The sequence below is a fragment of the Bacillus sp. YP1 genome (assembly GCF_000877815.1).
Classification (GTDB): Bacteria; Bacillota; Bacilli; order Bacillales; family Bacillaceae; genus Bacillus; species Bacillus subtilis.
The window spans coordinates 2,296,548-2,321,313 of the sequence record NZ_CP010014.1; the positions used below are offsets into that span (position 1 = coordinate 2,296,548).

A 24,766-nucleotide genomic window follows, 5' to 3' on the forward strand; every position below is an offset into this window, starting at 1 on the left:
TTAGTGGTGACGCAGGAATAATTCGCCGCGCCGACCTGCCTCCCATTTTACACTACAGATTTTTTCAGATTCAACAAACGCTCAAAGTGGCAATCTTGGCATAATTGGCTGATGAACTCATCTTTCATTTTGCGTACAGTTTCCCTTGAAATGCCAAGGTGAAGACTTATTGCGCGGTAGCTCATACCCTCCATCATGCAATCATAAATGACTTTATGCTGCTCACCATGGATCTTTTCAGCCCCTAATTCAACTGCATATACTCGCTCTTCATAATACTTAAGACGTTTGAAAAGACGTTCCTCTCTCATATCCATTTGCCTTAGCTCAGCCTGACTCTTCCCAGGACTTCCTTTTGGCATAGTAGCTTCTAATCCATATTGAGCAACACCCCAATTCTTCATGGGAATTACTGAACCATAGAGTACCCTTTGCAATCGACGAACCTCTTTCACCATCCAGTGATAGCTATTGATTAGATTTTCAATTTCTTTTCGATTCATGAAAGTATCCTCCTTTTCAAAATAAAAACGGACACCAAACATACAGCGTAATACTGTAAGTTCAGTGTCCGCAGGCTTTCCGTCTTGGACTAACTGGATATTTTATGCTTTAATGAATTCACATTACCTAAGGAAAAAAATTCAACTCCCTCCTTAAATATGGTAAAATTTTATTATAAAGTAGTGGAGGTTGTTATATGAGAGTTAGAGAAATAAAAAATTTACTCGACAATTATAATAAACAAATTGGAGTTAGTGTTTCGCACGTACCGCACAGCAACAGAAAGACTGTTCTTAATTTACAAAAGTCTTTAGATGCAATTAACGAGTTGTCTAAACTTGGTTTTTTAGATGATGATATTGAGAGATTTAAAGATCTAGGAAGTATATATTATTCACGTGTACCTGAAGATAAGATTGAAGTGGATAATCACATCGCTAATCAAATTACTAATCATATAAAAATTGTAAAAGAAAAATTACGTGGTTTTGGAATTTTAATTGATCAGTCAGTTTCTGATCAAAATGAGAACGTAATTAGCGTAAAACTCCCTCAATACAACTCATTAGAAGAACTAGAAAAATTCATCAAAAAATTAAATAATGCATTTCAGAATGGTATTACCCTTGAGGAAATTAATGGACATTATAAATTACAGGGTTTTGACACAGGTTCAATGTGGATTGACATCTTAGTAAACAGTTCAGCTGCAGTAATATTTGTTGGACAACTTATAGATGCAGCTATAAACATTTCAAAGCGATCTCAAGAATTACTCATTACTAAGGCAAACATCGAAAAGCTAGCTCTTCAAAATGAGCAATTAAAGCTACAAGTCGAAACTTCCAAAGCTTTGCTAGATGGAATTGAAAAGGGTATTGACACAATAACAGATGCCGAAATAAAAAATGTTACTGAAGGAGCAAATTATTCAACAGAATCAATAGGACATATAAAACAATCGGTTAAAATCTTTGCAGAATTACTCCATGAAGGTACCCAATTCCACCCATCTTTAGATGCACCTTCTGAAACAGTTGAAGCCTTTCCTGAACCCCAAAAGAATTTAGAAGAGCCTCAACAATTATTAGAAACATTAGCTGACAATTTACCTGAACAGGAATAACCTGCACATCCAAGCCGAAGGAGGAGATATCCTCCTTCTTGTTTACCTTTTTATAAAGTATTATATCTTCTTCTCATTTCACCTTAAACCCTATCTCATGATCAACCCTTGCAAAGCTGCCCTTTACAGTTTGAATCACTGTTTTGCCGTGCTCCGGAGCATCTAAAACATGTGCAGTTCCCTGATTCCCATCTAAAACAATGATCTGAACTTTTCCTGGGTCAATTTTCTGCTGAATAGTGAAGTCTTTTTTGATGTTTATTTCTCTTGGATTGTACACTCAAAGCGCCCCCTATGTTATGATAGAAGTACCAGTTCATATCAAGAACACTGAGGCTAAGCGCTTCGGTGTTTTTTATTTTTAGGCAGAAACCTCTCTTATCATGACTTCCACCCTTGGCTCTTCGCTATAAAACTTACTGACTTTCAAATCCACAACCTGACTATCATCTTTGTATATCAGATGATTCAAAGCATCTTTCACGCCCTTTACATAATTATCAACGTCGGGCTTTGTAGTCGGCCGCAGAAGGCCCTTTTCAGCTTTCTCTTTCTTCTTTTTTGAGTTTGAAACTGACTTAGGCATTGGTCTGTACACTTTGACATCCATTGAGACAGGACCAGTAATAATTGTTTCTGGTCGATGCTGAGACGCAACCAATGCCACATACTGTTTGAAATACTTTGATTTCGCTGGATCACGCATATGCACCTTCCCATTTCGTATTGATCCACGCGGCCTTCCTTGTGCGACTGGCTCACCATAAACAGTGAACTTAATGCAATCCAACTGTTCTTTACCTCCCGTCAAGCTGTTCCCATAACTTAATTTCTTTTTCTATTCTCGGTGCAGAAAGTAAAATTATCAGCAGAGACACGACTGCTTTAAGCACTCAGCATCCGCTCCATTTGCTTTATTTTTTCCTCAAGTAAACGGATTGTTGGTGTAAGATCTTTACCTTCATTTCGATTTGAAGGGCCAAATATATAAAGTCCACCAGTTGCTTTTATATTCGTTTTCTTTTTCATTCCCAATCACCTAACCTATGATTTAATTGCATTCGATCGCCTCTAATAATCACTATGTAATCACGGCACATCTGGTGAATTCGTGAACCAAGAGCCTCGTCTATATCCAAAATCTCATCGATTGTTAACTCCGAAGAAATCAGCAAAGGTTTGTGATTTAAATACCGGTAGTTCAAGACTGACTGGATTTGTTCAACCTGCCAGTCTGTTGCCCTTGGTTGACCGTTTATTGGTTTAAATAAATCATCAATGAATAGAACTTCGACCTTTCTCATGGCATCGAGTTTTGCTTCTAAGTTATCAAAGTTAGCTTTCAAATCACCCATGCCCTCTACATAAGGGAAATACATGCAGTGTACTGATTTTTTCTTGATCAGATTATTCATAATCGCCGTGAGCAAATGAGTTTTACCGCTACCTGGCTGTCCAAGTAATGCGATACTGTTTTGCCTTTCTCCTTTGATCTTTTGAAAATCTTTATAGTATTCCACTGCACACTCATAAGCGTCCTTGATCATGTCTGGCTTACCGTCCGTTATGAAGTTACCAAAGAGAAGCTTTTCAAACTCTTCTGTAATGCCACTAGCTGCCATGAGTCTGGCAATTTTCTTTCGTCTTACACATTCACACTGTTTTGAATAAGTATCTTTCCATTCGCTAGCTTTATCCGGCGTACAAACCTTACCTAACAGAAAATCATCTTCCGACACCATATCGTCCGGAACCATAAGGTCTAACTGTTCATCTAAATGCCAAGAAGTGTCCTTATGGACTCGATAAACGACAATTCCACGATCCTTACAATAAGGACAATCAAATTCAGCCTTTTCTTCTGATACGGCCTGTTTTGTTCCCAAAAAGCGGGCTGACCTTTCCCGAAGTTCCTGCATGATCGTTTGAAATGCGGTGTCTATACTGACTGCTTTGTTTATAGCCATATTGTTTCTCCTTTCTCTTTTGAGTGAATGGATTTGATAAGATGGCTTGAACATATGACAAACTTGCAGCTTTCCCCTTTAATTGAAACGCTGTCTTGATAGCCTCCATCACTTTTTCCTCACCATAATCGTCGACCATGTAGCCGATCCGCTGTGCCTCCATCGGGCCGACTGACCGAGCAACTTTGTTTTCATATAGCTCAAAGGCATTTTTCATTTTGTCATCGACCTCCTGATGTTCAATCTGAGCTGGTTCCAAAGCTTTGTTCTTCATGTAATTTCCTAGTTGTATGTAGTCTGCATAATGAAGTATGGTGACGATGAACCCTCTTTTTTGTGGAAGACGGTGCAATTTGATATATCCCTGTTTCTCCATTCGGTCTAGTGAGTATTTGATCTGTGCAGCTGACCAGTTAAAATCTTTTGCTAGTTCCACAACTTTGATAATGGTCTGCCCAAGTTCTAGCTCTTGATTTGGCCTGTATTCAGCTCTTTTGAACAAGTGATCATAAATTTTTTCATCCCTAAACTCTTTGAATGGTAGTCGGGGTATGACCACATACCCCATTGCTTTTATGTCCAAGTCAATCACCTACTTCCTTTCACAGAGTGCAGTTATGTCAGAGATGCCGGCTCAATCAAACGGAAGTTCATCGTCTTTTATATCTACAGGCTTGCCGTCAAAAGGATCGGTTTCTTGGGCGCTTGGTTTTTCCGTTTCATCTTTGTTTGAAGGCTCGGAATCGATAATTTCTGAACTGTCTGCCTCATTGGTAATGTCAATCCGTTCCCTTGTTTCATCTTCCTCAATAACTGCTTTTTGCATTTCAACAGAGAGAATCCCCCACTTGCTCAAAACTGCTTTTAATACAGTCTTAAGAGCCATCGCATCCCAGTCATTTTTCCATCCAAAATCAGACTTACTGAATTTCTTTTTGTGCTTCTCTACTTGTGCCTTTGTCCAGTACACTGTTTTTCGGAAGCCATTTATCAACTCAAAATAAGCTGCATAACCAATTACCGCGTCTGATTCTCGTTTTTCAAAATCAATCTCGATCTCCTCAGTCAACGGATTCCACTTCTGCAATTCGCCTTCATGAATCGGTATGCAATTGATGGATTTATATTGGCCTGTTCGTAAGGCTAGCTGGATATATCCTTTGTATCCAAGCTGAAATTGAGCCTTACCTCCGTAAGGAACAATCCAGGCATACCCTAAGTTTTTATCTATAGGTAAATCGAGTGTAGCTGCCACCATTGCTGAGGATATGACGCTCATAGGATCTGTTTTCTGTAGCATCTGCTCGCTGTTATAAAGGCTTAAGATAGAAGCAGTAAACTGTGTAGCCCTCTTCCCTAACACTTCCTCAAATCGTTTAATAACAGATGGTGAGGAAAGTAGCCCTTTCATTGTTGCTCCTTGTTGTTGCACAGGTACGTTTTTTTGTTTCTTTTGGATGTTGTTTTTAATTGATTGATTAGTAGCCATAATCAGCTAACCTCCTTGATTCCAAAACGTCTGAAATGAGTTTCCTTTTTAACTTTCTCGTATACATCCGGAAACTGGTCTTTGAGCTTTTTCGTGTCAATTCGATTTGAGACAACAGGCTTCCAGCAAGCTTGATAGTTACCGATAAACCCATACTCTGCATCCTTCATTTCATGTTTGATTTGGTTCTCTAATTCTTTTGCCTGGCTTTGAAGCTCTGAGATCTGTTCTTTAATAAGCAAGTATTGTTGAATACGTTCTCGATTAGCCGCAGTTAAATCAATAGCTTTGTTATTTTCCGTTTCGGCATATCGTTTTTTGAGGTATTCCTCCGCAGCACTTGAACCATCTAAAGCAGGAGCTTGTCCACCTAAGACCTTGTCATTCCAGAACTCAATCTCTGCTTTAAAGATCATGTCAATTAACTCGTCGTCTCGCTCAATCTCTTTCCAGACAAATTTGTTCCCGCCAATCAGCACAGCAAAATAAGCTTTCCGATATTCAGGTCCAAGCACACCCAGATAATGCTGGACCTGAACGATATAGCTCTCGGGGATTTCTTCGTCCTCCCATTCTTTTAAGTTGTAGGCTGATGTTGTTTTACATTCAAGGATCGCTTTTTCACCAACGATCATTCGATCAACATTAGCCAAAATGAAATTATATTCTGGATGTCTGAGTATTGCTTTTTTACGTCTAACCTTCTTGCCACTACGTATCTCAAATTCTTTTGCAACAATATCTTCTAGCAATGATCCAAAGTAAGCAGCTTCACTTTGCGATTCACTAACAGGGACCTGTCCTGTTTTGTCTAACCATAATTCAAAAGGTGTCTTCCACTTGTTCAGCCCCAAGATAATGGATGCATCTGAGCCGCCAATTCCTTTTCTTCTTTCAATAAGCCATTCATCACGGCTCATTTCAGAATTCTTAGCAAGAACCTCAGCCCGTTTGCTTGTCATTCCACCTAACCCCCATTGTTTTTATTGAGGCTATCTGATAAAATATTTGCACATGAGTTTTTTTAGATAGCCTTTAAAGAAGTCCACTTTGCCGAGTGGGCTTTTTTATTGCGCGTTTTTAAATTCAAAACCAAGTTGCTCCCTTAGATACCTTTCCAAGTTCTCTCTGAGAATGATTTCGCCGCCATCAATTACATAATCATCAACTGGTGTTACTTCATCACCGTAAAAATCTATTTGTACATCCGTTTCAGTCAGCTTATCGTGCCAGTTGTTTATGACCATTGGATTTTCGACCATTCTTATTCTCCTCTCTGAATTTGTCTGCACGTCTATCCCATAACAGATGGAATTCACTATTGTTACGAATCATCACACACCATTTACGAACTTCCAGAGCAGTTGCCGGTTTATGAACAAAATGAACCATCATCCTATACACCTGCTCACTACAGTTAAGTTGATACCTTGCTGTTGCATTTTCAATGCCGTTTCATAAAGGCGTCCTTTGTTTGCAAGCCGGCTAATATCCTCAGTAAGAACCTTGATGCTTCCAGCAAGACTAATCGCTTCTTCATAATCACCATCACGTAATGCCTCTGACAGCATGATTGATAGCTCTTCTGCTGATTCGATTTTTCTTTTTGCGATAGGAACATCTGCCTTCAAGAAATGATTAGTATTCATACTGAAACCGCCTGCCTTCCTTCTTGTTTTGCCATAGCAACTTGATCAACTAGAGCTTTCCGCGTCCATCTATCTGCAAGTTCCTGCATTTTCAACCCGTGAGTACGAACAAGTGAATAAATCAATGTTTTGTTAGCCGCAATCAAATCAAAAATCTGCTTAATATCGGCCATCGGCAGCTCCTCTGTTTTACCTGGTCGGTTATCCGTGAGCCAACGGGCTAAATGTTTGGTTGCTTGCAGTGCTTCCTCCAATTGGTGAACCATATTAATCACCGCATTACTTGCACATTCATTGAGTGCCGGATCAATAGGAGCAGCGGCTGTAGGATGAAGTTTGAATAAGTAATGTACAAGATCAATATGTTCATAGGCAGCGCACTTCTCAAACCATTTAATACATAACTCTGGAGTAAGCTTGGCAAGTCCATTTTCAACATCTGAAACATACCTTTGATCCTTACCTCCGATTAACTTGCCGATTTGGTATTGTGAAAGACCTGCAGCCTTACGGGCACTACGCATAATCTGCGGTAAATTACGCATATTGTATGGGTTGTTCTCCATATGTTTGCCTCCTGTTATATTAGGTTTTTAGTTTTAAAATTGAAGTTGAAAGACCATGCTGTTTATAAATGACTTAGGCTGATTCCTTTTTATTTTTTTGCGCAAGCTTCTCTTGGTGTTCATTCATACGCTGAACAAGTATGCCACTGAGGTATTTGTAGGCTTTGGCCTCTGCCTGTTCAAACAGTGGTCCTTTTTTCAAGATGACTTTCATAATTAAAAGGCCTCCTTTGTGAATTCTAATCATGCTGAATCCTTAGAATTATGTTTCGTTTCGTTACATACATCCTCAAAAAAAATAGTCCAGTCAAAGCCTAATTTCTCTCCTATTTTTTTTGAGACAATAACACTAGGCTTCCTAGTACCATTTTCTATCATGGTGTAGTATGCTCTACCAATCTGTGCAGCTTTGGCAACTTCTTCTTGAGTAAACCCTTTTTCTAAGCGGTTTTTCTTAAGCCATTTTCTCATCATTTTTCACCCCCTTAATCAGAAAATGTAACGTTTCGTTACTTAGATAATAGTATCGATTCGTTACATTGTCAACACATTTTCATAAAAAAAGTATCGTTTTGTTACCAAAACTTATATGTAACCCTTTGTTACGTTACAATGAGATATAGAATAAAAACAAAAGTCAGGTGATTAATATGTTCTCCGAGAACTTGAAAAAGTGCAGAAAACAAAAGAAACTAACCCAACAAAATATGGCTGATAAACTTGGAATTACTCGGCCTGCCTACACCGCCTATGAACTAGGTAGTCGTGAGCCTGACTATAAAACCTTAATTAATATTTCAAACATACTTGATGTTTCTTTGGATTATCTTCTTAAAGGAGAAAGCAATGAAAAAGTATTTCAGGATGAAGCAAAAAAAGTGTTAAACGATCCTGAAACATTCCTTGCAGCAAAAGACGGTGAGGTAACAGATGAGATCTTACAGGCTGCTTTGGAGATTATAACGGAGCAATTAAAAGAAAGACGGAAATCAGATAAATAAACGCAGTTAGTTTATTATTATTTATTTCTGTTTATTATGTTTAATTCTGTTTACTAATAAGATTTAGATTCTCATTTATATTTCATTCATACCCTCATTTAAAAAGTGATTTTGAATCCTTTACAAACCCTTACGTGACAAGGGTTTTTGTTGTTTTTCTCATTTATATTTTCATTTATGTTTCTTTTATATTCTCATGTAAAAAAATTGAGCGTTTATTGTGAGGGAAATTGCAGAGTATCGAAATGGGAAAAGAGGGCTTCTTGTTAAAAACCTTGCAAAGTGTATGTGAAAAAAATAAACAATACAATTATCGTAACAACAATAATTGTTTCTTTAATAAAATTTTTATTATCTTCATTCTTTTGTTTCTTTTTTTTAATCTCTTCTCTGTATTTTCTTTGAACCTCTTTCTTCTTATCATTATTTTTCATGATTAAACTCCTTTGAAGTCCATTTATTCCCTTGCCCCTATCATTTGCAATTGTAATAATTCACTAATGATTACACCAACAAAAAAGGATCGGCAAGTGCTTTTCACTCAATGGTAACCAACATAAGCACTAGCTGGACAGGTTTTAGGATGTATCTAATCGTTGAGGTTCCATTTCCTGCAACTGATCCAAAAACTTCCTTATGAAGAACAATCTCTTCTCTGTTGTGGGGATGCTACCAAAAATAGTAGGCAAATTGATAGCGGTATTAAAAAAACAGCTCATTAAATGCCATACTGGAACTGTCTTTGATTTTTGGATTTATTTTCTGATGCAGCTATTGCTATCCGTTAGTTTAATTAGAACTCAGATAATCCAAGACACGGTCAACTCTTTCATTGACTGAGCAGTCGTCTTCAATCTTTAACACTGGACAAGATAAATCTGCCATCCAATGTTCATGCAAAGCTCTACTTCTAACTTCCATTCCAGCATTATCATATAAAGAAGCCCACTCTAAAAATGTTTTTGATTGTTCATATTTACTGCCACCGGCTAACACTTCGTTTCCATAACGCTGAAATTCCCTGTGCCTTAGTCTCTCAAGCCGTATATCTTGTGGAATCCATAAGAAGACGACAAGGTCAAAATAACTTTTTAGATTATCGCCCCAGCCACACACTGCACCAGAAAGAATCCATTTTTCATTGATTGTTAAGTCTTTTTCAAGCAACTTTCTTCTTTCAGGAATTTCTCTTTTTTTAGTGAATTTGTCTAACCAATAGTAATTATCAGTATCAAGATGCGTATGAGGCAAACGCTTTGATAATGCAGCACCCAATGTTGAAGTTCCGACACCAGAGGCTCCCAATATGTGAATATTTTTTTTCATACTTCCCCTCCTTATTAAGCAACCAAACTCCCTGTTTGTTGCATAACGTACTTACTATTATTTTGACATAAATCCCTAAAAGACCTTTACTTTTCGAGGGAAATCCAGATGCGTGTTAAAATCATAATACTTACGAAAACAGTCATTATTAAACGGATTCATATTCCATCTCCTTAGACGCATTTTCCTATGAAAAAAGTCTTGATTTCCATATAATATTTAAACGAATCCAATTTTTAGATTGTCGTCTTTAAGGAGGTTTTTCATCTTGAGGTATACAAACAGTCATTTAGAGGATTGGATTGAAAACTTATACAAGAAGATTGATATTACAGAACCAGAACAAATTAATTTTGAACGGATTGCCGAGGCTTTAGATATCAGGCTTTCGTTTAAACCTGTTACAAGCTTCGCACTTAAACACAGCGGGATTTATAATATATGCTTGGACAGCCGAAAAAGCCGAACTGAACAATGGTATGATTTCGCTCATGAATTTTGCCATATATATAGACATGAAGGCGATAAAAAAACAATGCCTGCAACTTGGACAGATTATTTAGAGTGGCAGTCCAATTATTTTACATATCACTTTTGCATTCCAACTTTCATGTTGCGTAATATTAATCTTTCGTACATACAATCACATGCAATTGAAAATATAGCTTGGTTATTTAAGGTATCCCCTTCGTTTGCGAAGAAACGTTTGAGCATTTATTACAGGAAGCTGACTCAACCTTTATTTAATCAAACAGTTACGGGAAATCTGTGCACCCCCCTTTTGTAATTAATAATGAAATCCTCATGCATTTGCGCGCATTGAAAAAAACAAAAAAAGACGTCTCCCTTCACGATCCGATCGGGCAGGATAAGGAAGGGAATGAAATAAGCCTGATTGACGTTTTGAAATCAGAAAACGAAGATGTGATTGATACGATCCAGCTCAATATGGAGCTTGAAAAAGTGAAACAATACATTGACATTTTAGATGACCGTGAGAAGGAAGTGATTGTCGGGCGGTTTGGACTTGATTTGAAGAAGGAAAAAACGCAGCGAGAGATTGCCAAAGAACTCGGTATCTCGCGCAGCTATGTATCGCGGATTGAAAAGCGGGCGTTGATGAAGATGTTTCATGAGTTTTATCGGGCAGAGAAGGAAAAGCGGAAGAAGGCGAAGGGGAAATAATGCAGAAGAGGCCGGATCTCATATTCCGGCTTTCTCTATTTGAAAGAGTTATGAAAATCATTTTTTTCATAGCTGATAAGCTCTCCGAGAAAGACGGTCAGGATCATAACAAATAACTTGACCTATAAGTCCCTTGCTTGCATCCTCCCTCAAGCGATTCAAAGCTGGACGTTCTAAAAGCTCCCCAGAAAATCCTTCATCGGCATACTTCAGTACATCTTTAGTCCCTGCTTTCTTTATACAGACCTCGATCTGGCTGTCGATGCTCGATCCCTTGATCGCTTGTTCCTCGGTATATTGCTATCACCCTGGATCTCCTGCCTATAAAGTTTTATTAAATAATGATAGCAATCGTTCATGCATTTGTCAGCTTGCGGTCCCTCGATGATTATTACCTTCATAAAATGCATCACCCCTTGGGTAATGCTGCGTAATACCTGTTTGTCCTAATGAGGTGATTTTCAATGAGTATGAAAACAAATAAAAAAACCGATGGTTTGAACCATCGATCTGTTTTCTATATCACTGGGCCCTCAATATAGTAAATCTAGCTCATTGGTTATGAAAGCTTATTTTCATTACACACTCTATATTCATTTGTTATCATTTCTATACGTTTATATCAATTATGGTAAAAAATGGTGACAAAAAAACCAATAAACGTCCATCCTAACTTTTTCATCTTATTTATTAAGAATTTTAACCTCTTCCTTGTAAAATAAAGAGCGATTTTCATCTCCAGACAGTTAATGCTATTTCATCGGGACATGTCTGTTAAAGTAGCCAATAAATACATTCAGATATCCACTTACAACCACGATTCAATTTGATCCACTACAGATTTCTGAGCTGACATTAAACAGATAGACTTATAAAAATCTGTACCAGTTCCCTTTCACAATTAGGATATTTCGGCGGCGTATCGGCATAATGCGAACTAATTTATTAATGTTCAACAACAGAATTTCGTCTATTGGCAATAAAGAATCCACAAATCATTGCAAGAATGGCCATCGCCCACCAGAACGTTGAGATCGCCTGATCATGATCGATGATAATCAAACGAATGACAGCTGTGATGCCAATATAAATGAAGTAGCGAAGCGGAAAATGAAAGTCTGATTTGAAGTATTTGATAATCAAAGCAATGAACTCAAAGTACATGAAGAATATAAGCAGTTCTCCAAGCATCTCATAATAGCTGTCCACTTTGTTGAACAGTGACTTGTATACGAATAGCACAATGTACCAAGTCTCGCTGATCAGAAGTGCGCTTAAGGCTAACGCCAGAAAGAACAGACAGACGTTGAGAAGCGCTTGTAACAGGTAAGGCACCTTTTTGAATTTGTTAGAAAATCTCATCATGTTGTCTCCTATTTCAATATATTCGTGGTTTTTATTCTCAGCCTACATCTTGGTGTTCCAAAATCGTAGCACAATGTAGTACTTAGAATTCTTTTGTATACTGTGAAACTGTCCCTGCATGCGGGACATCATTCGCGCAATGCTTCTTTCACCGAGTCCGTTGCTTTCCGGTGTTATATCTGCAAGTTTAATCGTATTGCTAACATGGATCTCAAATATCTCTTGATCCGATACAAACGTGATGCTGATTTTTTCTTCCGGATCTGCGTATTTCAATAAGTTTGACATCACATTATCAAATACACGACCAAGCTCCTCCAAATTCACGTTAATATAGGTTTCCGGCAGCTCGCCTGAAATATGGACCCGAAAATGCTCCTGATGAAGGATAGCAATCTGATCTGATATTAGATCGTAGATCACTTCTTTCACTGCAACGGTCTCCAGATCGGCCTCATATTCCTTGTCCAGCAGGAAATACGCAAACAGATTGTCAGACAAGCTTTTTAATTGCAGTGCTTTACCATAAGCATTGGCTACATACCGATCTTTGCTGGCACCCGCTTCGCCTCCCTCTTTTTTGGCAAACTCCAGATTCATGATCAGCGACGTCAGCGGTGTGCGCATATCGTGCGACATTTCGGTAACCAGGCTGCGGCTCTCAGCTTGCAATTCCTCGATAGCTTTAAGTTTATCCAGGAAAGCTTTCCGCAGATCCTCAATGCTCTTTGCAATCATCGCTAATTCATCATGCCCTTTTATCGTCATCTCGTAGTCCAGTTCGCCCCCTTCAAGAATATGAATCTCTTGATGAATCGTTTTAAGGTAGCGAAGACTTTGGCGAATTCCGAAGAGAACAATGATTAAAAAGATGAGGGTTGCCCCGAGCAAATCCAATGCAAAGGCCAGATCATAATATCGGGAAGAGTAGAAACCGTCGATAATGACTCGTCCTTCACCATCGCTAAACTTGACAGGATGTGAATGATTTTGAGCGTACTGAGTCAGCTTTTCCTTTCCATAATCCGATTCGGAATAAATAGAATCATATTGCAGCTCCTGATCCTTGAATATGGTGAGGTTAATGTAATTTTCTTTTTTGACCCACTCGCCAAACGCTTTTCTATCTGATGTAGACAACTCATTTTCTGAAACGTACTTGCTGAATTTTTGAATGTATCTTGCTGACTCCTTGTGATAATACTCTTCCGAACTCAGATATCCCTCGATCAGATTATCTGTGATCTTTTGCAACGTCAGAAAGATCACACCACTCACAATCGCAGCAACCATTATCAGCAAAGCCAGTTTTTTGGTTAGCGTAAATTTAAGATGCGCCAAATCGATATCCTCTTCCCCATTCAGTTATTATATAAACCGGACGTGCCGGATCATCCTCAATTTTGGAGCGCAGCTTCCGAATATGCACCATCACCGTATTGTTGGAACAGTAAAAGTAAGGCTGTCCCCACACACTCTCATATATATTTTGGGCAGAAAATATTTTGTTGCGTTTGCTCATCAGAAGTTTCAGGATACGATACTCCAGATCTGACAACTTGATTTGCTTCTCCTCTTTCCACACCTCATTAAATTCTTCGCTCACTCTTAGTTTGCCGCCGATAAGAAATGTTTCTTCCTGTTCCTTCTTTTCCTGATAGATAGTATATCTGCGTAATTGAGCAATCACTCTAGCGTGAAGTTCCTCTTCCGAGAATGGTTTAGTCATATAATCATCGCCGCCGGCGAGTAATCCCTCAGTTTTATCGAGTGTACTCGATCTGGCCGTCAGAAACAGAATCGGGACGTTAGAGGATTTCCTGATGTGCTGACATGTTTCAATTCCCGAAATGCCTGGCATCATAATATCCAAAATAACCAAATCAAGCGAGTCATTCACAAGTTGCAATGCTCGCTTTCCATCCTTGGCTCTTAGCACCTCGTAACCTGCACGTGTAAGGGATTCCTCCAAAAGATCACCAATATCCTCATCATCCTCTACGACTAATATTCGATAGGCCATGTCTCTCTCACCTCATGATTCTTGATGTTATTTCTCGTGTGTCCTTACTATATATCGTTCATAGTAATAAGTACGTTATAAGATACTACGTAAATCTTAACAATTTATGAAAGCTGATGCTCGCCACAAATTTGTCACATTTTCTAAAAAAAATGATGACTCTTCATAAATTGTTAAGATTCGGTCTTTATATTTATCCATTGTAAGGCTCAAGTTTTTCAGATCCGCACTACACATTGCCGTGATAAATGGGAAAGGAGTATTGATATGATTGTACAAAAAGAAGGACGCGGGCAACCGGTGAGTCTGCGGGAACGGGTTCATTTTCTGGACATCGTACGAGGATTTGCCTTGCTTGGCATTATTATTGTCAATTATTTTCTGATCGTAGATTCAGTAAAGGGATTCGAAATGGCCTCCGATGACGTACTGCATAAGCTGGTTTCCTGGTTTGCCGAAGGGAAATTCGTTACGTTATTCTCCTTCCTGTTCGGAGTCGGGTTTATGATCTTTATGGATCGAGCCGCGCAGAAGGTAGAGAGTCCCAACAAGCTGTTTGCCCGCAGGTTATCTATCCTGTTGGGATTTGGCATTTTGCACATCACATTTGTTTGGGTCGGTGACATATTGGCCTTTTACGCCGTAAGTGGCTTCCTGTTACTCGCCTTCTATAAACGCACGGCCAAAACGGTGCTTAGATGGATTATCGCACTTATCGTGTTTCAATTCCTGACTCCTGTTTTCACAATGTTGTACAATGTCATCAATACTGCAGGGTCAAAAAACCCGAATTTTTCAGAGTTTACTTTGTTTAGCCACAGCAGCCTTACCTACATGGAATCCATCAGCACTCGGTGGACAGATATGGTCACGATGGCTGCCGGCTCTTTCTCTATGATCTATTCCATGTTTCTCATGTTTCTGCTGGGCGTGTACTTTGTTAAGATGGAATTTTTCAAAGACATGGAAGCGAAAAAGCCTATATGGAAGCGTATCTGGATCATTAGCACAATCGCTTTTCTAATAACACAAAGCAGTATATTACTAGACATGTTTAATCTTTCTGAGAATATGCTGTGGAAGGACATTTCCTCTGTCTTGGGTCAAAATGGCGGCTTAACCGGAAGTATGTTTTATATGAGCACTTTTGCAATGCTGTTTCTATACCTTCCTCAGCTGCGAGGCCCTATGATGATATTCACCAAAGTCGGACGGATGTCATTGACCTGTTATCTGCTTCACTCTATCATTGGAACAGTTCTGTTCCTCAGGTACGGATTCGGGCTTGCGGATCATATTCAATCCGCCGGCACGTTCATGTTCAGTCTGGCCGTGTACTTCGTTCTTATGAGCTTTAGTACATTGTGGTTGAAACGGTTTAGGTACGGTCCGATGGAATTAGTATGGCGCAAGCTGACGTACGGCAAAGTAAACGGGAGTCCCAAAGCAACTCCGCTGCATTCGGAAAAATCTATTCAGAAATAACCCCCTTGCACAGATTGCATGACTTCAAATTAGTGTTGTTGAATGAAGCGGGCATTAAACGGACAGATTTGATATATGGACTAGTTATTTTTATATCATTTAGGCTTCTTTGGGCTAATAAATCCACCAGAGTTTACTCAATGTGCATTGCTCATGATCGAATCTAAATTGAATCTTTTACGCATGTTCATAGTCAAAGGCGCCTCATTCGACTATTTTTGTAACTTTTCGCAGGAAAAATTCGAGAATGATGACAAATCCCGCATACGACACTTAATACGGTAGTGAACAATAGTAAATTAGGGTTACATGCAGCTTGTTTTCCAATGAAACAAAGAAAAAGAATCATACAAAAAGACAGGAGAAAGCTTTTGAAGTATTTTAACGCCAAATTTACCGCGGAAGAAAGAGCGATGGAATCACTTTTTTGTGAAAAGGCCTCGCAGAGCAGCTCGAATGTTTTACTGAACGACTGAACTCTATATTTTAGCAACTGAGGGAGTGAACAATCATGAAAACTAAAAATGAACCAAAAGTTATTCTGGAACTAGCAAAGGAATCTGATCTGCCAGAATTCCAAAAAAAATTACAAGAAGCCTTTGCGATCGCCGTGATTGAAACGTTCGGTGATTGCGAAGATGGGCCGATTCCATCGGACAATGATGTTCAGGAGTCTTTCAATGCTCCCGGAGCAGTGGTATATCATATTCTTCAGGATGGTAAGAATGTCGGTGGTGCAGTAGTACGTATCAACAGCCAAACAAATCATAATTCGCTAGATTTATTCTATGTATCTCCAGAATATCACAGCCAAGGGATTGGTCTTTCTGCTTGGAAAGCCATTGAAGCACAGTATCCGGATACTGTGCTTTGGGAAACCGTGACACCTTATTTCGAAAAGCGAAATATCAACTTCTATGTGAATAAGTGTGGATTTCATATCGTAGAGTTCTACAATGAACATCACTCTAATCCGCATATGCATCGCAATGGACGTGAAGATGACAAGCCCCTACTGAATGATGATGACTTTTTCAGATTTGTAAAGATTATGAAAAAAAAGGACTAAACAATTGAACACGGCGAGATGCCGCAGAGAGTTGCTGGTAACTTTTTTATATTTCATTATCAGAGGAAGGTAATAATGATGTTTAAAAGGTGTTTTGATCCCTGTCTCATAAACAGGGGTCAAAACACCTTTGAATCATCGGTTTCTTTTCTGACATATACCACGCCCACTAGTCCCTCAACATAGTAAAAACATATCATGAGTTACAAAAGCTTTTATTCAAAGCATATGTTTATTTTATTTATACTTATTTTCATCATTTTTCAGAATTCTGGACACAAATCGGGTACCTATTAGAGGCCAAGGAACTCTACATTTCATTAAGAAATACGTACTCATTGCCCTGCTTTAATTAATTTTAAGCCCTCGCACTATGCCCCCCCCTGAATTAAGTATTTGATGTAACTTTGAAATTAAGTTTATGAAAATCTGTCACAAACCCTTATTTCATAACACATCATTTGTTTCAGCTTCCCTCGCGAATACCGGATTAATGCTCGGCTTTAAGATAGTCAACCAATCTCTCCGCACTGTTCTTAACATCTTCTTTTGAAAGATGAAGTGTCCCATATTGTGTAAACGCAGGAAGAAAACGCATTCCTATATAGTTAGCAGTGACTTGAAACGGTCTGATAAGCTCGCTGATCGTGATATTATATTCTCCGCCTGCTTGATAATCAGATTCCTGTGCGCCTAAGGAGATAGCTAAGAGTAGTTCTTTTCCATGCAATTTAGTTCCTCCAGTTCCATAAGCCCAGCCATGTGTTAACACATCATCTTCCCATTGTTTGAGTAACGCGGGACTGCTGTACCAATACATTGGGAACTGAAAAACGATACGCTCATGATCTAACAGGAGCTGCTGCTCTTTTTCTACATCAATGATAAAATTAGGGTATTCACCGTACAGGTCATGAACCGTAATGTCTTTCTCTTGCTTTAAACGATTCATCCAGGTTTTGTTGACAACAGACGTTTCCAAATTAGGATGTATAACGATAACTAATGTTTTCATTAGACTGATTATCCTTTCTTTGCCAATTAGTTATTATTTTTTACGATAATGAATTGATTCTAATTTTAAAATAGCAACTTTATTTACACCTATTTTATCCTTTTTCATGAATTCAGGGCAACTAATTGGGCACCAAAATCAATGATGACTTAAGACATTGTTTTGTAGAAATCCGATATACAGAATAATCCATTATTTAGAAAATTTCTACCTTTTCCCTCAATCCTTACCAATTTAAACTCATTAAGGAGATACTTTATCACCAACTTTAAATAATAATGGAATAAGTGCTAATAAAATAATTCCTACAACCAACGTAGATATTATTAACTCCTTCCATACAATCAAATTCTTTAAAAACATTTGATAAATAACTAATGAGTTTACTGGAATGTTAAGCAATAAGCCCGTAAGAAGTCCAGGTGCATACTTTTTCATTACAACAGTTGCGATAAGATGTGGAAAAATAGCGTTGATAACCATAGAACCTAGAAAGCCAATGAAAATCCATTTTGCAATATCTGATTCTGGCATATATAAAAAACCAAATGCAGATAAATAAGCCAACATAGTTATAACAATGACAGCAAAATGAAATTCATTTGAAGTTACTGGCTTTTGAAACTTTGAAGATTGTTGTGACCACTCAGGTAACCAAATAGCTTCCTCAATATTATGAAGTGTAATAGCAAAACAAAAAAATGCTACGAAATAAACCACCTATCATTTCCTCCTCGGTGCCACAACCAATATGGTTTGGCAACATTATATTACATTTGAGGCTGATTGGATATGGTGTTAAAAGAGAGAAGAATCTGCCTTAGTAGTTGCTTCTTAATTATATGTGCAATAACGTGTTGTTACGTGGCATGTCATATTCAAATATAATAACTCTAAAGCAAACAAAGATACCTATATAGTTTGGCATCCTCTTTTTTAGTTCGAGTCCCTCTATTTATTTTGGGCACAAAATAGACATAATTTATATTGACTCATTATACCCATCACATACCATACCCCTTAAACCAATCAGGATTAAAATGTTTTAAAAAAGGTGATCAAAGATTAAGTTATGGTCTCTTTTATTTTATGTATGCTGTCTTAATGCAAAACAACACTGGACACCACTAAGTCAAATGCATTTCATGGTACTATAGTCAAGACTTGTCCAAGTCACCATTATCAAAATGAATTTCATCAAACACTTGAAACATTTATTGAACGCGGCCAAGTGTCATAACATTAATAAGAAACCAACGAGTGATGAATCTTTTAATCTTTCATTTTACCCGCTGGCTCATATCAAAGGAGCTCTAACCAAATTTTAATAGCTGTCGCACCTATTAATTGCGCTAAAACCCATTGCAGGAATTTTGTATTTACTTTTTGCCCAACTGATGCGCCAATAGGAGAAGCTATTAAACTAGTAATCATAAGAACCAGAGCTGGTACAAAAAGAACCTGGCCCGTGATTACTTTTCCAACTGTTGCGCCAATGGATGAAAGAAATGTAATCGCAAGAGATGAAGCGACTGTGACTCTAACAGGAATATTTAAAATCGATAACATAATGGGGACTAGGATAAAGGCGCCGCCAGCTCCTAAAATACCTGATACGCCACCAATGATAAACGCTAAGGAAGAAGCCAACCATTTATTAAATATCACTTCCTTATCTTCGCTATGTTCTTGTCCTTTCTGTCCTTTTTTAGGTATAAACATTAAAATAACTGCTATAATAGCCAGAATTCCGTATATAAAGTTAATTCCTTTTTCAGATATATAATGAGAAAAGTAACTCCCCAATACACTCCCTAAAAGGATGCTGCTTCCCATGTAAATAATTAATGTTTTATTTATAAGACCACTCTTACGATAAGCCCAAACACCGCCGAGTGTCGCAAAAAAAACTTGAATAGCCCCTATCCCTGAAACTTCATGGGCAGTTAATGACATCACTCCCACTAAAGAAGGAATGTACAATAGCATTGGATAATTAATAACTGCTCCGCCAATACCAATCATTCCGGAAATAAAGGCACCAATAAACCCTATAATGAAAAGAGTTGTGATAAAGGCAATATCCATTTTATTTGCCTCCTTTCATAGGAAAAGGGTATCTTTCTATTCGATACCCTTTCACATTCATTAGCCTTTTTGAATCCAAAATTTCAATATATCGCCCTCGTCCGTTTGCTCTAAAAGGTCATGTCCGCCTGATTTAGACCAGGCTGTAAGATCATTTTTGGCTCCCTTATCTGTTGCATGCACTTCTAATATTTGACCTGATTCCAGTTCATTCATCGCTTTTTTTGTTCTGACAATTGGCATTGGGCATGCCAAGCCTTTTGCGTCTAATACTTTATCTGATTTCATGTTCTTCTCTCCTCTTTTTAGCAGAAACTTGTGTTACCGTATTGCACAGCGGTTTGGGCCAATCTCCATTTCACGCTGTTTTTCTTCATCTGGGCTGATTTTCCCCATGTTTGTTTCTCGAATCTCTTGGTATGCATTTGGTTGCGGAGGCAAATGATCTGTTACTAGGTGTCTAAATTCTGTTTCATCCGCAATGTTCAAACCATGGTTCTCGCTAAATAATGTACTTAGTTGTTTACCAACACTTCCATTCTCATTTAGCTCGTCAATGATCATAAAGTGTGCCGGTAATACAATTAAATCCTTTGATAACGCTTTGTAACGGCTATAAAGCGTTTTTCTTAAATCTCCTACCCAATCTTCTGCCATACCGGCTAAGTCTGGTCTGCCGATTGAATCAATAAACAAGATATCACCTGAAAGAAGATACTGGTCATCGACAATGAAAGAAGTGGAGCCAATCGTGTGCCCCGGAGAATAAATCGGTTGAATTTTAATCGTTGTATTTCCAATAATAATGTCATTTCCTTCTTCCAACGGCTGATAATCGAATTCCACTTCTTCAGCATCTTTAGGCGGTAACCAGTAGGTTGCTTTTGTTTTTTCAGCAATGACTCTGCCGCCTGAAATATGGTCCGCGTGAAGATGTGTATCAAATACGTGAGTAATCGTTGCACCCTTCCCCTTCGCAAAATCTATAAAGAAATTCACCATACGTGTCGCATCAATAATTGCTGCTTCACCATTGGAAATGACCATGTATGACAAGCAGCCTTTACCGATTCGAACAAACTGATACATCTCACCGCCATCTTTTAAATCCCCGACTTTTACCGGCTCTAAATGTTCGCTCCATGCTTTCATTCCACCCTTAAGGTAGGATACAGAATGACCTGCTTCAGAAAGCATTTCGGATACCATGACGGATGAACCTTCTTTTGCGCAAACGACCAGCACTTCTTTATCAGAAGGAATTTTCTCCAAGATATCTTCTACGCCATCTAAAAGATCAAAATAAGGAACATTCAAATGGTCAAAGTCATGCCCTTCTATCTTCCAATCACTAAAATCATTTTCATTACGCACATCCAAAATAAATAAAGGTTCTTTGTTAAAGATTTTTTTTGTCACTTCTTTTGGGGTCATTGCCTTTACGGTCATGTTTCAATACCTCCTATATCAAATCTTTTAGCGGGACTAAAACGTTAAGGATACATCAGCATCTTTCGTAAAACCAAAAAAGGTAACAGCCCCGCCTACTTCGATTCCTTCCATAAAATCATCTTTTGTTAAACCCATAACGTCCATCGTTATTTGACAACCAAATCATGCAACTCCCATTTCAATCAGTTAAGAATAGAAGGCACATTTGCGTTCCTACAACCTTCTGCGACATGCTCTTTTCCTTGTCGCAATATTACAGACTTTATAAGCATCAAACAGACCGCTATTTGCCGCAATAATCGCTACTCTTGTACTCATCTGTTCATCATGCTTTTTATTTATTCGGTTTTACCTGTCCAATCCCGCATACCCGGGACAACATTAATAACCTTTTTAAAACCTTGTTTTTTCATGGTGCGGGCCGCCATTTCACTCCTTCTTCCCGAATGGCAGATAATATAAATTTCATCATTTTCGTTTAATTCGTTAGCGCGCTTTTCCACTTCACCAAGAGGGATATGCACAACTCCTGGGATATGAGCTTTTTCATATTCCTCTATCTCTCGAACATCTAAAATGTTAAGAGACTCGTCACTATCTACTTTCTGTTTGAAAGCTTCTAATGAAATCTCAGGAATTGAAGATGCATTTTCTGATGAATGCTCTCCTCCTTTTCGAAGAAAATGACGAAGTATTTCTCCCTCTGCTTCAGTACCCAGATATTCATGGCCTGTACTTTTTGCCCATGCTTCCAGATCTGCTGTAGAACCTTTATCTGTCGCATGAATTTCCAATACTTCACCAGCTTTTAAATCCTTCATTCTCTTCTTCGTTTTTACGATAGGCATTGGACACGCCAAACCTTTAGCGTCTAGTACAATAGTTGCTTTCATCATTTTTTCCTCCTTTTCTTATATAGGGGTGGGGGTATACAAATATACAAAAAGTTTCTCACTGTAAGTTAACACCATGTATTCATACCCCCTTTTATATTTGTGATGTTTTTAAATCCTTGTTTCTTCAATATTTTTACTTGCCTTTAAACTTCTCATTCCGCTTAGCAATGAGTAAATGAGTAACATTAGATAAATAAGTTGACACTGCCTTCCTCAGCATCTGCCAAATAAGCTGCTACACCAGCATAGTCAATATCATCTAATAGTTCTTTTTCCTGTAAACCAAGAAGATCCATTGTCATCGTACAAGCTACGAGCTTTACCCCCTGTTCTTGAGCCATCTCAATCAACTGAGGTAAAGTAAGTACATTATGCTTTTTCATCACATTTTTAATCATTTTAGGGCCCATACCTGCAAAGTTCATTTTAGATAAACCCATCTTATCAGCACCACGAGGCATCATCTTTCCAAACATTTTTTCAAGAAATCCTTTTTTCACTGGAATCAGCTCTTCTTTACGTAAAGCGTTAAATCCCCAAAAAGTATGGAAGATCGTCACTTCATGATCGTAGGCAGCTGCACCATTTGCAATAATATAGGCTGCCATTGCTTTATCATAATCCCCGCTAAATAAAACAATTGTTGTGCGTTTTGTTTGTTCTGTCATGTTTATTCTCCTAACTAATTACCCCTGCGGGTATATTAAAGTCAAAAAATTTTTTCGAAAGATCTGCTTTTATTCAACTCTTTAAATACCATAGGGGGTATAATATAACGCATATAAAAATTCGTCAACCTTAGGTTGATGAATTTTTATCGGCTCTTTACCAATAAGTCGACTGCTTCTTTTACTAAATTTTGTGTGTCTTCGCCTTTTTCTAAACTTTCACGAACACAATGTTCAAGGTTTGTGCTCACAATTAAACCCATCGCTCGATCGATCGCATTACGGGAAGCTGCTAATTGGGTCACAACCTCTCTACAATCTTTTCCTTGTTCCATCATAGTCAATACACCTTTAATTTGTCCTTCAATCCGTCGTAAGCGGTTTTTAATCTTTTGATCATACTCCATATATCAATGAAATCCTTTCTTTCATTTATTTTTACATTTACATGTTGCCAGTTCATAACTGTTTACATGGATACCTTTGCGCTTTAGAAAACGCACTCCTAAATTTAATTCCACCCGGTCACGAGCTATTATGTGTATTTTATCACGTGGAATCTCTAAATAAAAACGTTTTAGATACGCATATGGGATGTTTAAAATAATATTATCCGAAAAATTGGCTACATCGTTATAATGACGAATATCTAATATTGTGATGTCCATAGCCTCTAATTTATCTTTATGGATACAAGAGATTCCGGTTATAGGATAATAACGTCTATACGTTGCAATGATAATCACAAAAATAAGCAGGAATGCAATAACTAAATAATTGATACTATTTACACCACCTTATTAACTCTTTGTTTATTCACAAAACAATAATATACCCCCATAGGTATATAGTCAAGTGTGAAAGTTACTTTCTTTGAGCTGATAGATTCATTTCGATATCCGCGGATTGAAAAAATACTTACATTCGATAATGCCAATTCTGCTAAAAGGAACTCGAATAAAGCAATAAGCCGATTTAATTTTAAATCGGCTTTATTTATCAATTACTTAAAATTAGCACAAGACACGCTGCTTGGATATTAAATGGGGTTTCATTAGCATGGTACTGGTTCCCCATGTTTCATGCTGGATGTGACTTTAATTATTCTAGAATTCTCCAGAATATCTGTGCTAATCTTCCGCAGCCACTGCATCTGCTTTGGTTTCATGAACTGTACCAAATGGATGGTTAGGAGGAGCATAAATGGAGTAAAGTTTTAATGGCGTATTTCCTGTATTAATTACGTTGTGCCAAGTGCCGGCAGGGACAACAATGGCAGAATCATCATAGACATTTCTTTGAAAGTTCAAATGATCTTTGCTCTTTCCCATTTTGACGATCCCACGCCCCTGCTCAATCCGTAAGAACTGGTCAACGTTAGGATGGATTTCCAAACCAATGTCTTCTCCAATACCAAGACTCATCAAAGTAACTTGAAAATGCTTTCCTGTCCATAAAGCAGTACGGAACGTATTGTTTTGTTTTGTGGCTCTATTGATATTTACAACAAATGGTTTTGGTCCATAATCCTTCAAAAGAAGGTTTCTATCTTCATATGAAGAGCGCAAATCGGCACCTCTGTGTACTTTCTCCATCTCATTTGGAATAGTCCAATAAACAGATCTTCCATCATTATACATCGGCACAGTCACATAATAATAACATTGAGGCGAAAAAGGGTTATAGTACATTTTTTGATCCCCGCAATTATAAATTTTTGTGATAGTATCCTATGCATTTATTAAGGGAGTGTGCTAAATCAAGAAAACTCATATTAAACACAAAAATGAATGTTCGATCACCGTTTGATTCATGGATGAATAATTTATCACCGACCTTGTAATCGTTTTCTAGATGTTGAATTTCACTAGCCTTTGTTAACAAGACATCGA

Annotated in this window: 36 protein-coding genes and 5 pseudogenes; 8 read left to right on the top strand and 33 right to left on the bottom strand. The window is 38.0% G+C overall.

Going from position 1 to position 24,766, the window contains the following annotated elements; all coding sequences use genetic code 11:
• Positions 1-47 precede the first annotated feature (47 nt).
• Positions 48-503: a hypothetical protein gene (locus tag QF06_RS11290; protein ID WP_004398775.1), complete on the bottom strand. Its 456-nt coding sequence runs from the start codon at positions 501-503 to the stop codon at positions 48-50.
• A gap of 197 nt (positions 504-700) precedes the next feature.
• Between QF06_RS11290 and QF06_RS11295 the strand changes: the two genes are divergently transcribed.
• Positions 701-1,630 carry a hypothetical protein gene (locus QF06_RS11295; protein WP_003229913.1) on the top strand — a complete coding sequence of 310 codons (930 nt, stop codon included), beginning with the start codon at positions 701-703 and terminating at the stop codon, positions 1,628-1,630.
• 73 nt (positions 1,631-1,703) lie between these two features.
• Here the strand turns inward: QF06_RS11295 and QF06_RS11300 are convergent, their stop codons facing one another.
• The 13 genes from QF06_RS11300 to QF06_RS11345 all read right to left on the bottom strand — a co-directional run bounded on the left by QF06_RS11300 (position 1,704) and on the right by QF06_RS11345 (position 7,775).
• Positions 1,704-1,910: an XtrA/YqaO family protein gene (locus QF06_RS11300; protein ID WP_003229912.1), complete on the bottom strand. Its 207-nt coding sequence runs from the start codon at positions 1,908-1,910 to the stop codon at positions 1,704-1,706.
• 81 nt (positions 1,911-1,991) lie between these two features.
• Positions 1,992-2,420, bottom strand: a complete 429-nt coding sequence (locus QF06_RS11305; RefSeq protein ID WP_009967809.1) for a RusA family crossover junction endodeoxyribonuclease — start codon at positions 2,418-2,420, stop codon at positions 1,992-1,994.
• A gap of 95 nt (positions 2,421-2,515) precedes the next feature.
• Positions 2,516-2,665: a hypothetical protein gene (locus QF06_RS21280; protein WP_003229910.1), complete on the bottom strand. Its 150-nt coding sequence runs from the start codon at positions 2,663-2,665 to the stop codon at positions 2,516-2,518.
• Entirely contained in the window at positions 2,656-3,597 is a 942-nt protein-coding gene (locus QF06_RS11310; protein ID WP_075058863.1) for an ATP-binding protein, read from the bottom strand. Before QF06_RS11310 ends, QF06_RS21280 begins: the two co-directional genes overlap by 10 nt.
• On the bottom strand, positions 3,479-4,156 hold the full coding sequence (locus tag QF06_RS11315; RefSeq protein ID WP_116362964.1) for a DnaD domain-containing protein: 678 nt from the start codon (positions 4,154-4,156) through the stop codon (positions 3,479-3,481). The genes QF06_RS11310 and QF06_RS11315 overlap by 119 nt, the downstream gene beginning before the upstream one ends.
• A 75-nt stretch (positions 4,157-4,231) precedes the next feature.
• Positions 4,232-5,086, bottom strand: a complete 855-nt coding sequence (locus tag QF06_RS11320; protein ID WP_003229907.1) for a recombinase RecT — start codon at positions 5,084-5,086, stop codon at positions 4,232-4,234.
• A 2-nt stretch (positions 5,087-5,088) separates the two neighbouring features.
• Positions 5,089-6,048 (bottom strand): YqaJ viral recombinase family nuclease, encoded by a 960-nt coding sequence (locus QF06_RS11325; protein WP_004398673.1) that lies wholly within the window; start codon positions 6,046-6,048, stop codon positions 5,089-5,091.
• A 105-nt stretch (positions 6,049-6,153) separates the two neighbouring features.
• Positions 6,154-6,348 carry a YqaI family protein gene (locus QF06_RS11330; protein ID WP_003229905.1) on the bottom strand — a complete coding sequence of 65 codons (195 nt, stop codon included), beginning with the start codon at positions 6,346-6,348 and terminating at the stop codon, positions 6,154-6,156.
• Positions 6,308-6,481 (bottom strand): hypothetical protein, encoded by a 174-nt coding sequence (locus tag QF06_RS21830; RefSeq protein ID WP_119123069.1) that lies wholly within the window; start codon positions 6,479-6,481, stop codon positions 6,308-6,310. Before QF06_RS21830 ends, QF06_RS11330 begins: the two co-directional genes overlap by 41 nt.
• The gene (locus tag QF06_RS11335) at positions 6,478-6,735 is read right to left on the bottom strand and encodes a YqaH family protein (RefSeq protein ID WP_003245994.1); all 258 of its coding nucleotides are present in this window, start codon (positions 6,733-6,735) and stop codon (positions 6,478-6,480) included. The genes QF06_RS21830 and QF06_RS11335 overlap by 4 nt, the downstream gene beginning before the upstream one ends.
• Entirely contained in the window at positions 6,732-7,301 is a 570-nt protein-coding gene (locus QF06_RS11340) for a helix-turn-helix domain-containing protein (RefSeq protein WP_004398626.1), read from the bottom strand. The genes QF06_RS11335 and QF06_RS11340 overlap by 4 nt, the downstream gene beginning before the upstream one ends.
• A gap of 73 nt (positions 7,302-7,374) precedes the next feature.
• The gene (locus QF06_RS21285; protein ID WP_003229902.1) at positions 7,375-7,515 is read right to left on the bottom strand and encodes a hypothetical protein; all 141 of its coding nucleotides are present in this window, start codon (positions 7,513-7,515) and stop codon (positions 7,375-7,377) included.
• A 29-nt stretch (positions 7,516-7,544) separates the two neighbouring features.
• The gene (locus QF06_RS11345) at positions 7,545-7,775 is read right to left on the bottom strand and encodes a helix-turn-helix transcriptional regulator (protein WP_004398958.1); all 231 of its coding nucleotides are present in this window, start codon (positions 7,773-7,775) and stop codon (positions 7,545-7,547) included.
• Positions 7,776-7,951: 176 nt separating this feature from the next.
• On the opposite strand from QF06_RS11345, the gene sknR reads away from it, so the two are divergent.
• Positions 7,952-8,302 carry a transcriptional regulator SknR gene (gene sknR, locus QF06_RS11350; protein WP_004398704.1) on the top strand — a complete coding sequence of 117 codons (351 nt, stop codon included), beginning with the start codon at positions 7,952-7,954 and terminating at the stop codon, positions 8,300-8,302.
• A gap of 266 nt (positions 8,303-8,568) precedes the next feature.
• On the opposite strand, the gene QF06_RS21290 is transcribed toward sknR, so the two are convergent.
• The gene (locus QF06_RS21290) at positions 8,569-8,736 is read right to left on the bottom strand and encodes a hypothetical protein (RefSeq protein ID WP_003229900.1); all 168 of its coding nucleotides are present in this window, start codon (positions 8,734-8,736) and stop codon (positions 8,569-8,571) included.
• Positions 8,737-9,091: 355 nt separating this feature from the next.
• A complete protein-coding gene (locus QF06_RS11355; protein ID WP_004399117.1) occupies positions 9,092-9,628 on the bottom strand; it encodes an ATP-binding protein in 537 nt (178 codons plus the stop codon).
• A 268-nt stretch (positions 9,629-9,896) separates the two neighbouring features.
• Between QF06_RS11355 and QF06_RS11360 the strand changes: the two genes are divergently transcribed.
• The 3 genes and pseudogenes from QF06_RS11360 to QF06_RS21835 all read left to right on the top strand — a co-directional run bounded on the left by QF06_RS11360 (position 9,897) and on the right by QF06_RS21835 (position 10,929).
• Positions 9,897-10,415 (top strand): ImmA/IrrE family metallo-endopeptidase, encoded by a 519-nt coding sequence (locus QF06_RS11360; protein WP_015714342.1) that lies wholly within the window; start codon positions 9,897-9,899, stop codon positions 10,413-10,415.
• A pseudogene (locus QF06_RS11365) lies at positions 10,415-10,813 on the top strand (sigma-70 family RNA polymerase sigma factor); the annotation flags it as partial. The gene QF06_RS11360 and the pseudogene QF06_RS11365, both read left to right, overlap by 1 nt.
• Positions 10,813-10,929: a hypothetical protein gene (locus QF06_RS21835; protein ID WP_041850087.1), complete on the top strand. Its 117-nt coding sequence runs from the start codon at positions 10,813-10,815 to the stop codon at positions 10,927-10,929. The pseudogene QF06_RS11365 and the gene QF06_RS21835, both read left to right, overlap by 1 nt.
• On the opposite strand, the pseudogene QF06_RS21295 reads toward QF06_RS21835, so the two are convergent.
• The 5 genes and pseudogenes from QF06_RS21295 to yrkP form a co-directional block, all read right to left on the bottom strand.
• Positions 10,895-11,092, bottom strand: a pseudogene (locus QF06_RS21295) (recombinase family protein); the annotation flags it as partial. The gene QF06_RS21835 and the pseudogene QF06_RS21295 sit on opposite strands and share 35 nt — an antisense overlap.
• Positions 11,050-11,214: a hypothetical protein gene (locus tag QF06_RS21300; protein ID WP_080332536.1), complete on the bottom strand. Its 165-nt coding sequence runs from the start codon at positions 11,212-11,214 to the stop codon at positions 11,050-11,052. The pseudogene QF06_RS21295 and the gene QF06_RS21300, both read right to left, overlap by 43 nt.
• Before the next feature lie 544 nt (positions 11,215-11,758).
• A complete protein-coding gene (gene psiE / locus QF06_RS11370) occupies positions 11,759-12,175 on the bottom strand; it encodes a phosphate-starvation-inducible protein PsiE (protein WP_003246154.1) in 417 nt (138 codons plus the stop codon).
• Positions 12,176-12,220: 45 nt separating this feature from the next.
• Positions 12,221-13,519: a two-component system sensor histidine kinase YrkQ gene (yrkQ, locus tag QF06_RS11375; protein ID WP_041850088.1), complete on the bottom strand. Its 1,299-nt coding sequence runs from the start codon at positions 13,517-13,519 to the stop codon at positions 12,221-12,223.
• A complete protein-coding gene (yrkP, locus tag QF06_RS11380; protein WP_041850089.1) occupies positions 13,506-14,201 on the bottom strand; it encodes a two-component response regulator YrkP in 696 nt (231 codons plus the stop codon). Before yrkP ends, yrkQ begins: the two co-directional genes overlap by 14 nt.
• A gap of 267 nt (positions 14,202-14,468) precedes the next feature.
• Here yrkP and QF06_RS11385 point away from each other — a divergent pair, with 267 nt between their 5' ends.
• The 3 genes from QF06_RS11385 (at position 14,469) to QF06_RS11390 (ending at position 16,755) form a co-directional block, all read left to right on the top strand.
• The gene (locus QF06_RS11385) at positions 14,469-15,686 is read left to right on the top strand and encodes a DUF418 domain-containing protein (protein ID WP_003229894.1); all 1,218 of its coding nucleotides are present in this window, start codon (positions 14,469-14,471) and stop codon (positions 15,684-15,686) included.
• Positions 15,605-15,853, top strand: coding sequence for a hypothetical protein (locus QF06_RS21840; protein WP_119123070.1), 249 nt, complete (start codon positions 15,605-15,607; stop codon positions 15,851-15,853). The genes QF06_RS11385 and QF06_RS21840 overlap by 82 nt, the downstream gene beginning before the upstream one ends.
• Positions 15,854-16,197: 344 nt before the next feature.
• Positions 16,198-16,755: a GNAT family N-acetyltransferase gene (locus tag QF06_RS11390; RefSeq protein WP_003229892.1), complete on the top strand. Its 558-nt coding sequence runs from the start codon at positions 16,198-16,200 to the stop codon at positions 16,753-16,755.
• A gap of 490 nt (positions 16,756-17,245) precedes the next feature.
• On the opposite strand, the gene QF06_RS11395 is transcribed toward QF06_RS11390, so the two are convergent.
• The 12 genes and pseudogenes from QF06_RS11395 to QF06_RS11440 all read right to left on the bottom strand — a co-directional run bounded on the left by QF06_RS11395 (position 17,246) and on the right by QF06_RS11440 (position 24,565).
• Positions 17,246-17,770: an NAD(P)H-dependent oxidoreductase gene (locus QF06_RS11395; RefSeq protein ID WP_003246192.1), complete on the bottom strand. Its 525-nt coding sequence runs from the start codon at positions 17,768-17,770 to the stop codon at positions 17,246-17,248.
• Between the two features lie 243 nt (positions 17,771-18,013).
• Positions 18,014-18,490, bottom strand: coding sequence for an HXXEE domain-containing protein (locus tag QF06_RS11400; RefSeq protein ID WP_004398792.1), 477 nt, complete (start codon positions 18,488-18,490; stop codon positions 18,014-18,016).
• Positions 18,491-19,072: 582 nt separating this feature from the next.
• Positions 19,073-19,858: a sulfite exporter TauE/SafE family protein gene (locus QF06_RS11405; protein WP_003229890.1), complete on the bottom strand. Its 786-nt coding sequence runs from the start codon at positions 19,856-19,858 to the stop codon at positions 19,073-19,075.
• Between the two features lie 60 nt (positions 19,859-19,918).
• A complete protein-coding gene (locus QF06_RS11410; protein ID WP_003229888.1) occupies positions 19,919-20,146 on the bottom strand; it encodes a sulfurtransferase TusA family protein in 228 nt (75 codons plus the stop codon).
• Between the two features lie 33 nt (positions 20,147-20,179).
• Positions 20,180-21,314 (bottom strand): annotated as a pseudogene (locus QF06_RS11415) (MBL fold metallo-hydrolase).
• Positions 21,315-21,343: 29 nt separating this feature from the next.
• Positions 21,344-21,628: pseudogene (locus tag QF06_RS21845) on the bottom strand (DsrE/DsrF/DrsH-like family protein).
• Positions 21,629-21,648: 20 nt separating this feature from the next.
• Positions 21,649-22,206: a sulfurtransferase TusA family protein gene (locus tag QF06_RS11425; protein ID WP_004399169.1), complete on the bottom strand. Its 558-nt coding sequence runs from the start codon at positions 22,204-22,206 to the stop codon at positions 21,649-21,651.
• Positions 22,207-22,271: 65 nt separating this feature from the next.
• A pseudogene (locus tag QF06_RS22135) lies at positions 22,272-22,368 on the bottom strand (rhodanese-like domain-containing protein); the annotation flags it as partial.
• Positions 22,369-22,391: 23 nt separating this feature from the next.
• Positions 22,392-22,874, bottom strand: coding sequence for a DsrE/DsrF/DrsH-like family protein (locus QF06_RS11430; protein WP_003229885.1), 483 nt, complete (start codon positions 22,872-22,874; stop codon positions 22,392-22,394).
• Positions 22,875-23,020: 146 nt separating this feature from the next.
• Positions 23,021-23,281 carry a metal-sensitive transcriptional regulator gene (locus tag QF06_RS11435; RefSeq protein ID WP_003237170.1) on the bottom strand — a complete coding sequence of 87 codons (261 nt, stop codon included), beginning with the start codon at positions 23,279-23,281 and terminating at the stop codon, positions 23,021-23,023.
• 21 nt (positions 23,282-23,302) lie between these two features.
• The gene (locus QF06_RS22140) at positions 23,303-23,620 is read right to left on the bottom strand and encodes a hypothetical protein (protein WP_015649913.1); all 318 of its coding nucleotides are present in this window, start codon (positions 23,618-23,620) and stop codon (positions 23,303-23,305) included.
• 384 nt (positions 23,621-24,004) lie between these two features.
• The gene (locus tag QF06_RS11440) at positions 24,005-24,565 is read right to left on the bottom strand and encodes a cupin domain-containing protein (RefSeq protein ID WP_004398494.1); all 561 of its coding nucleotides are present in this window, start codon (positions 24,563-24,565) and stop codon (positions 24,005-24,007) included.
• Positions 24,566-24,766: the final 201 nt, after the last annotated feature.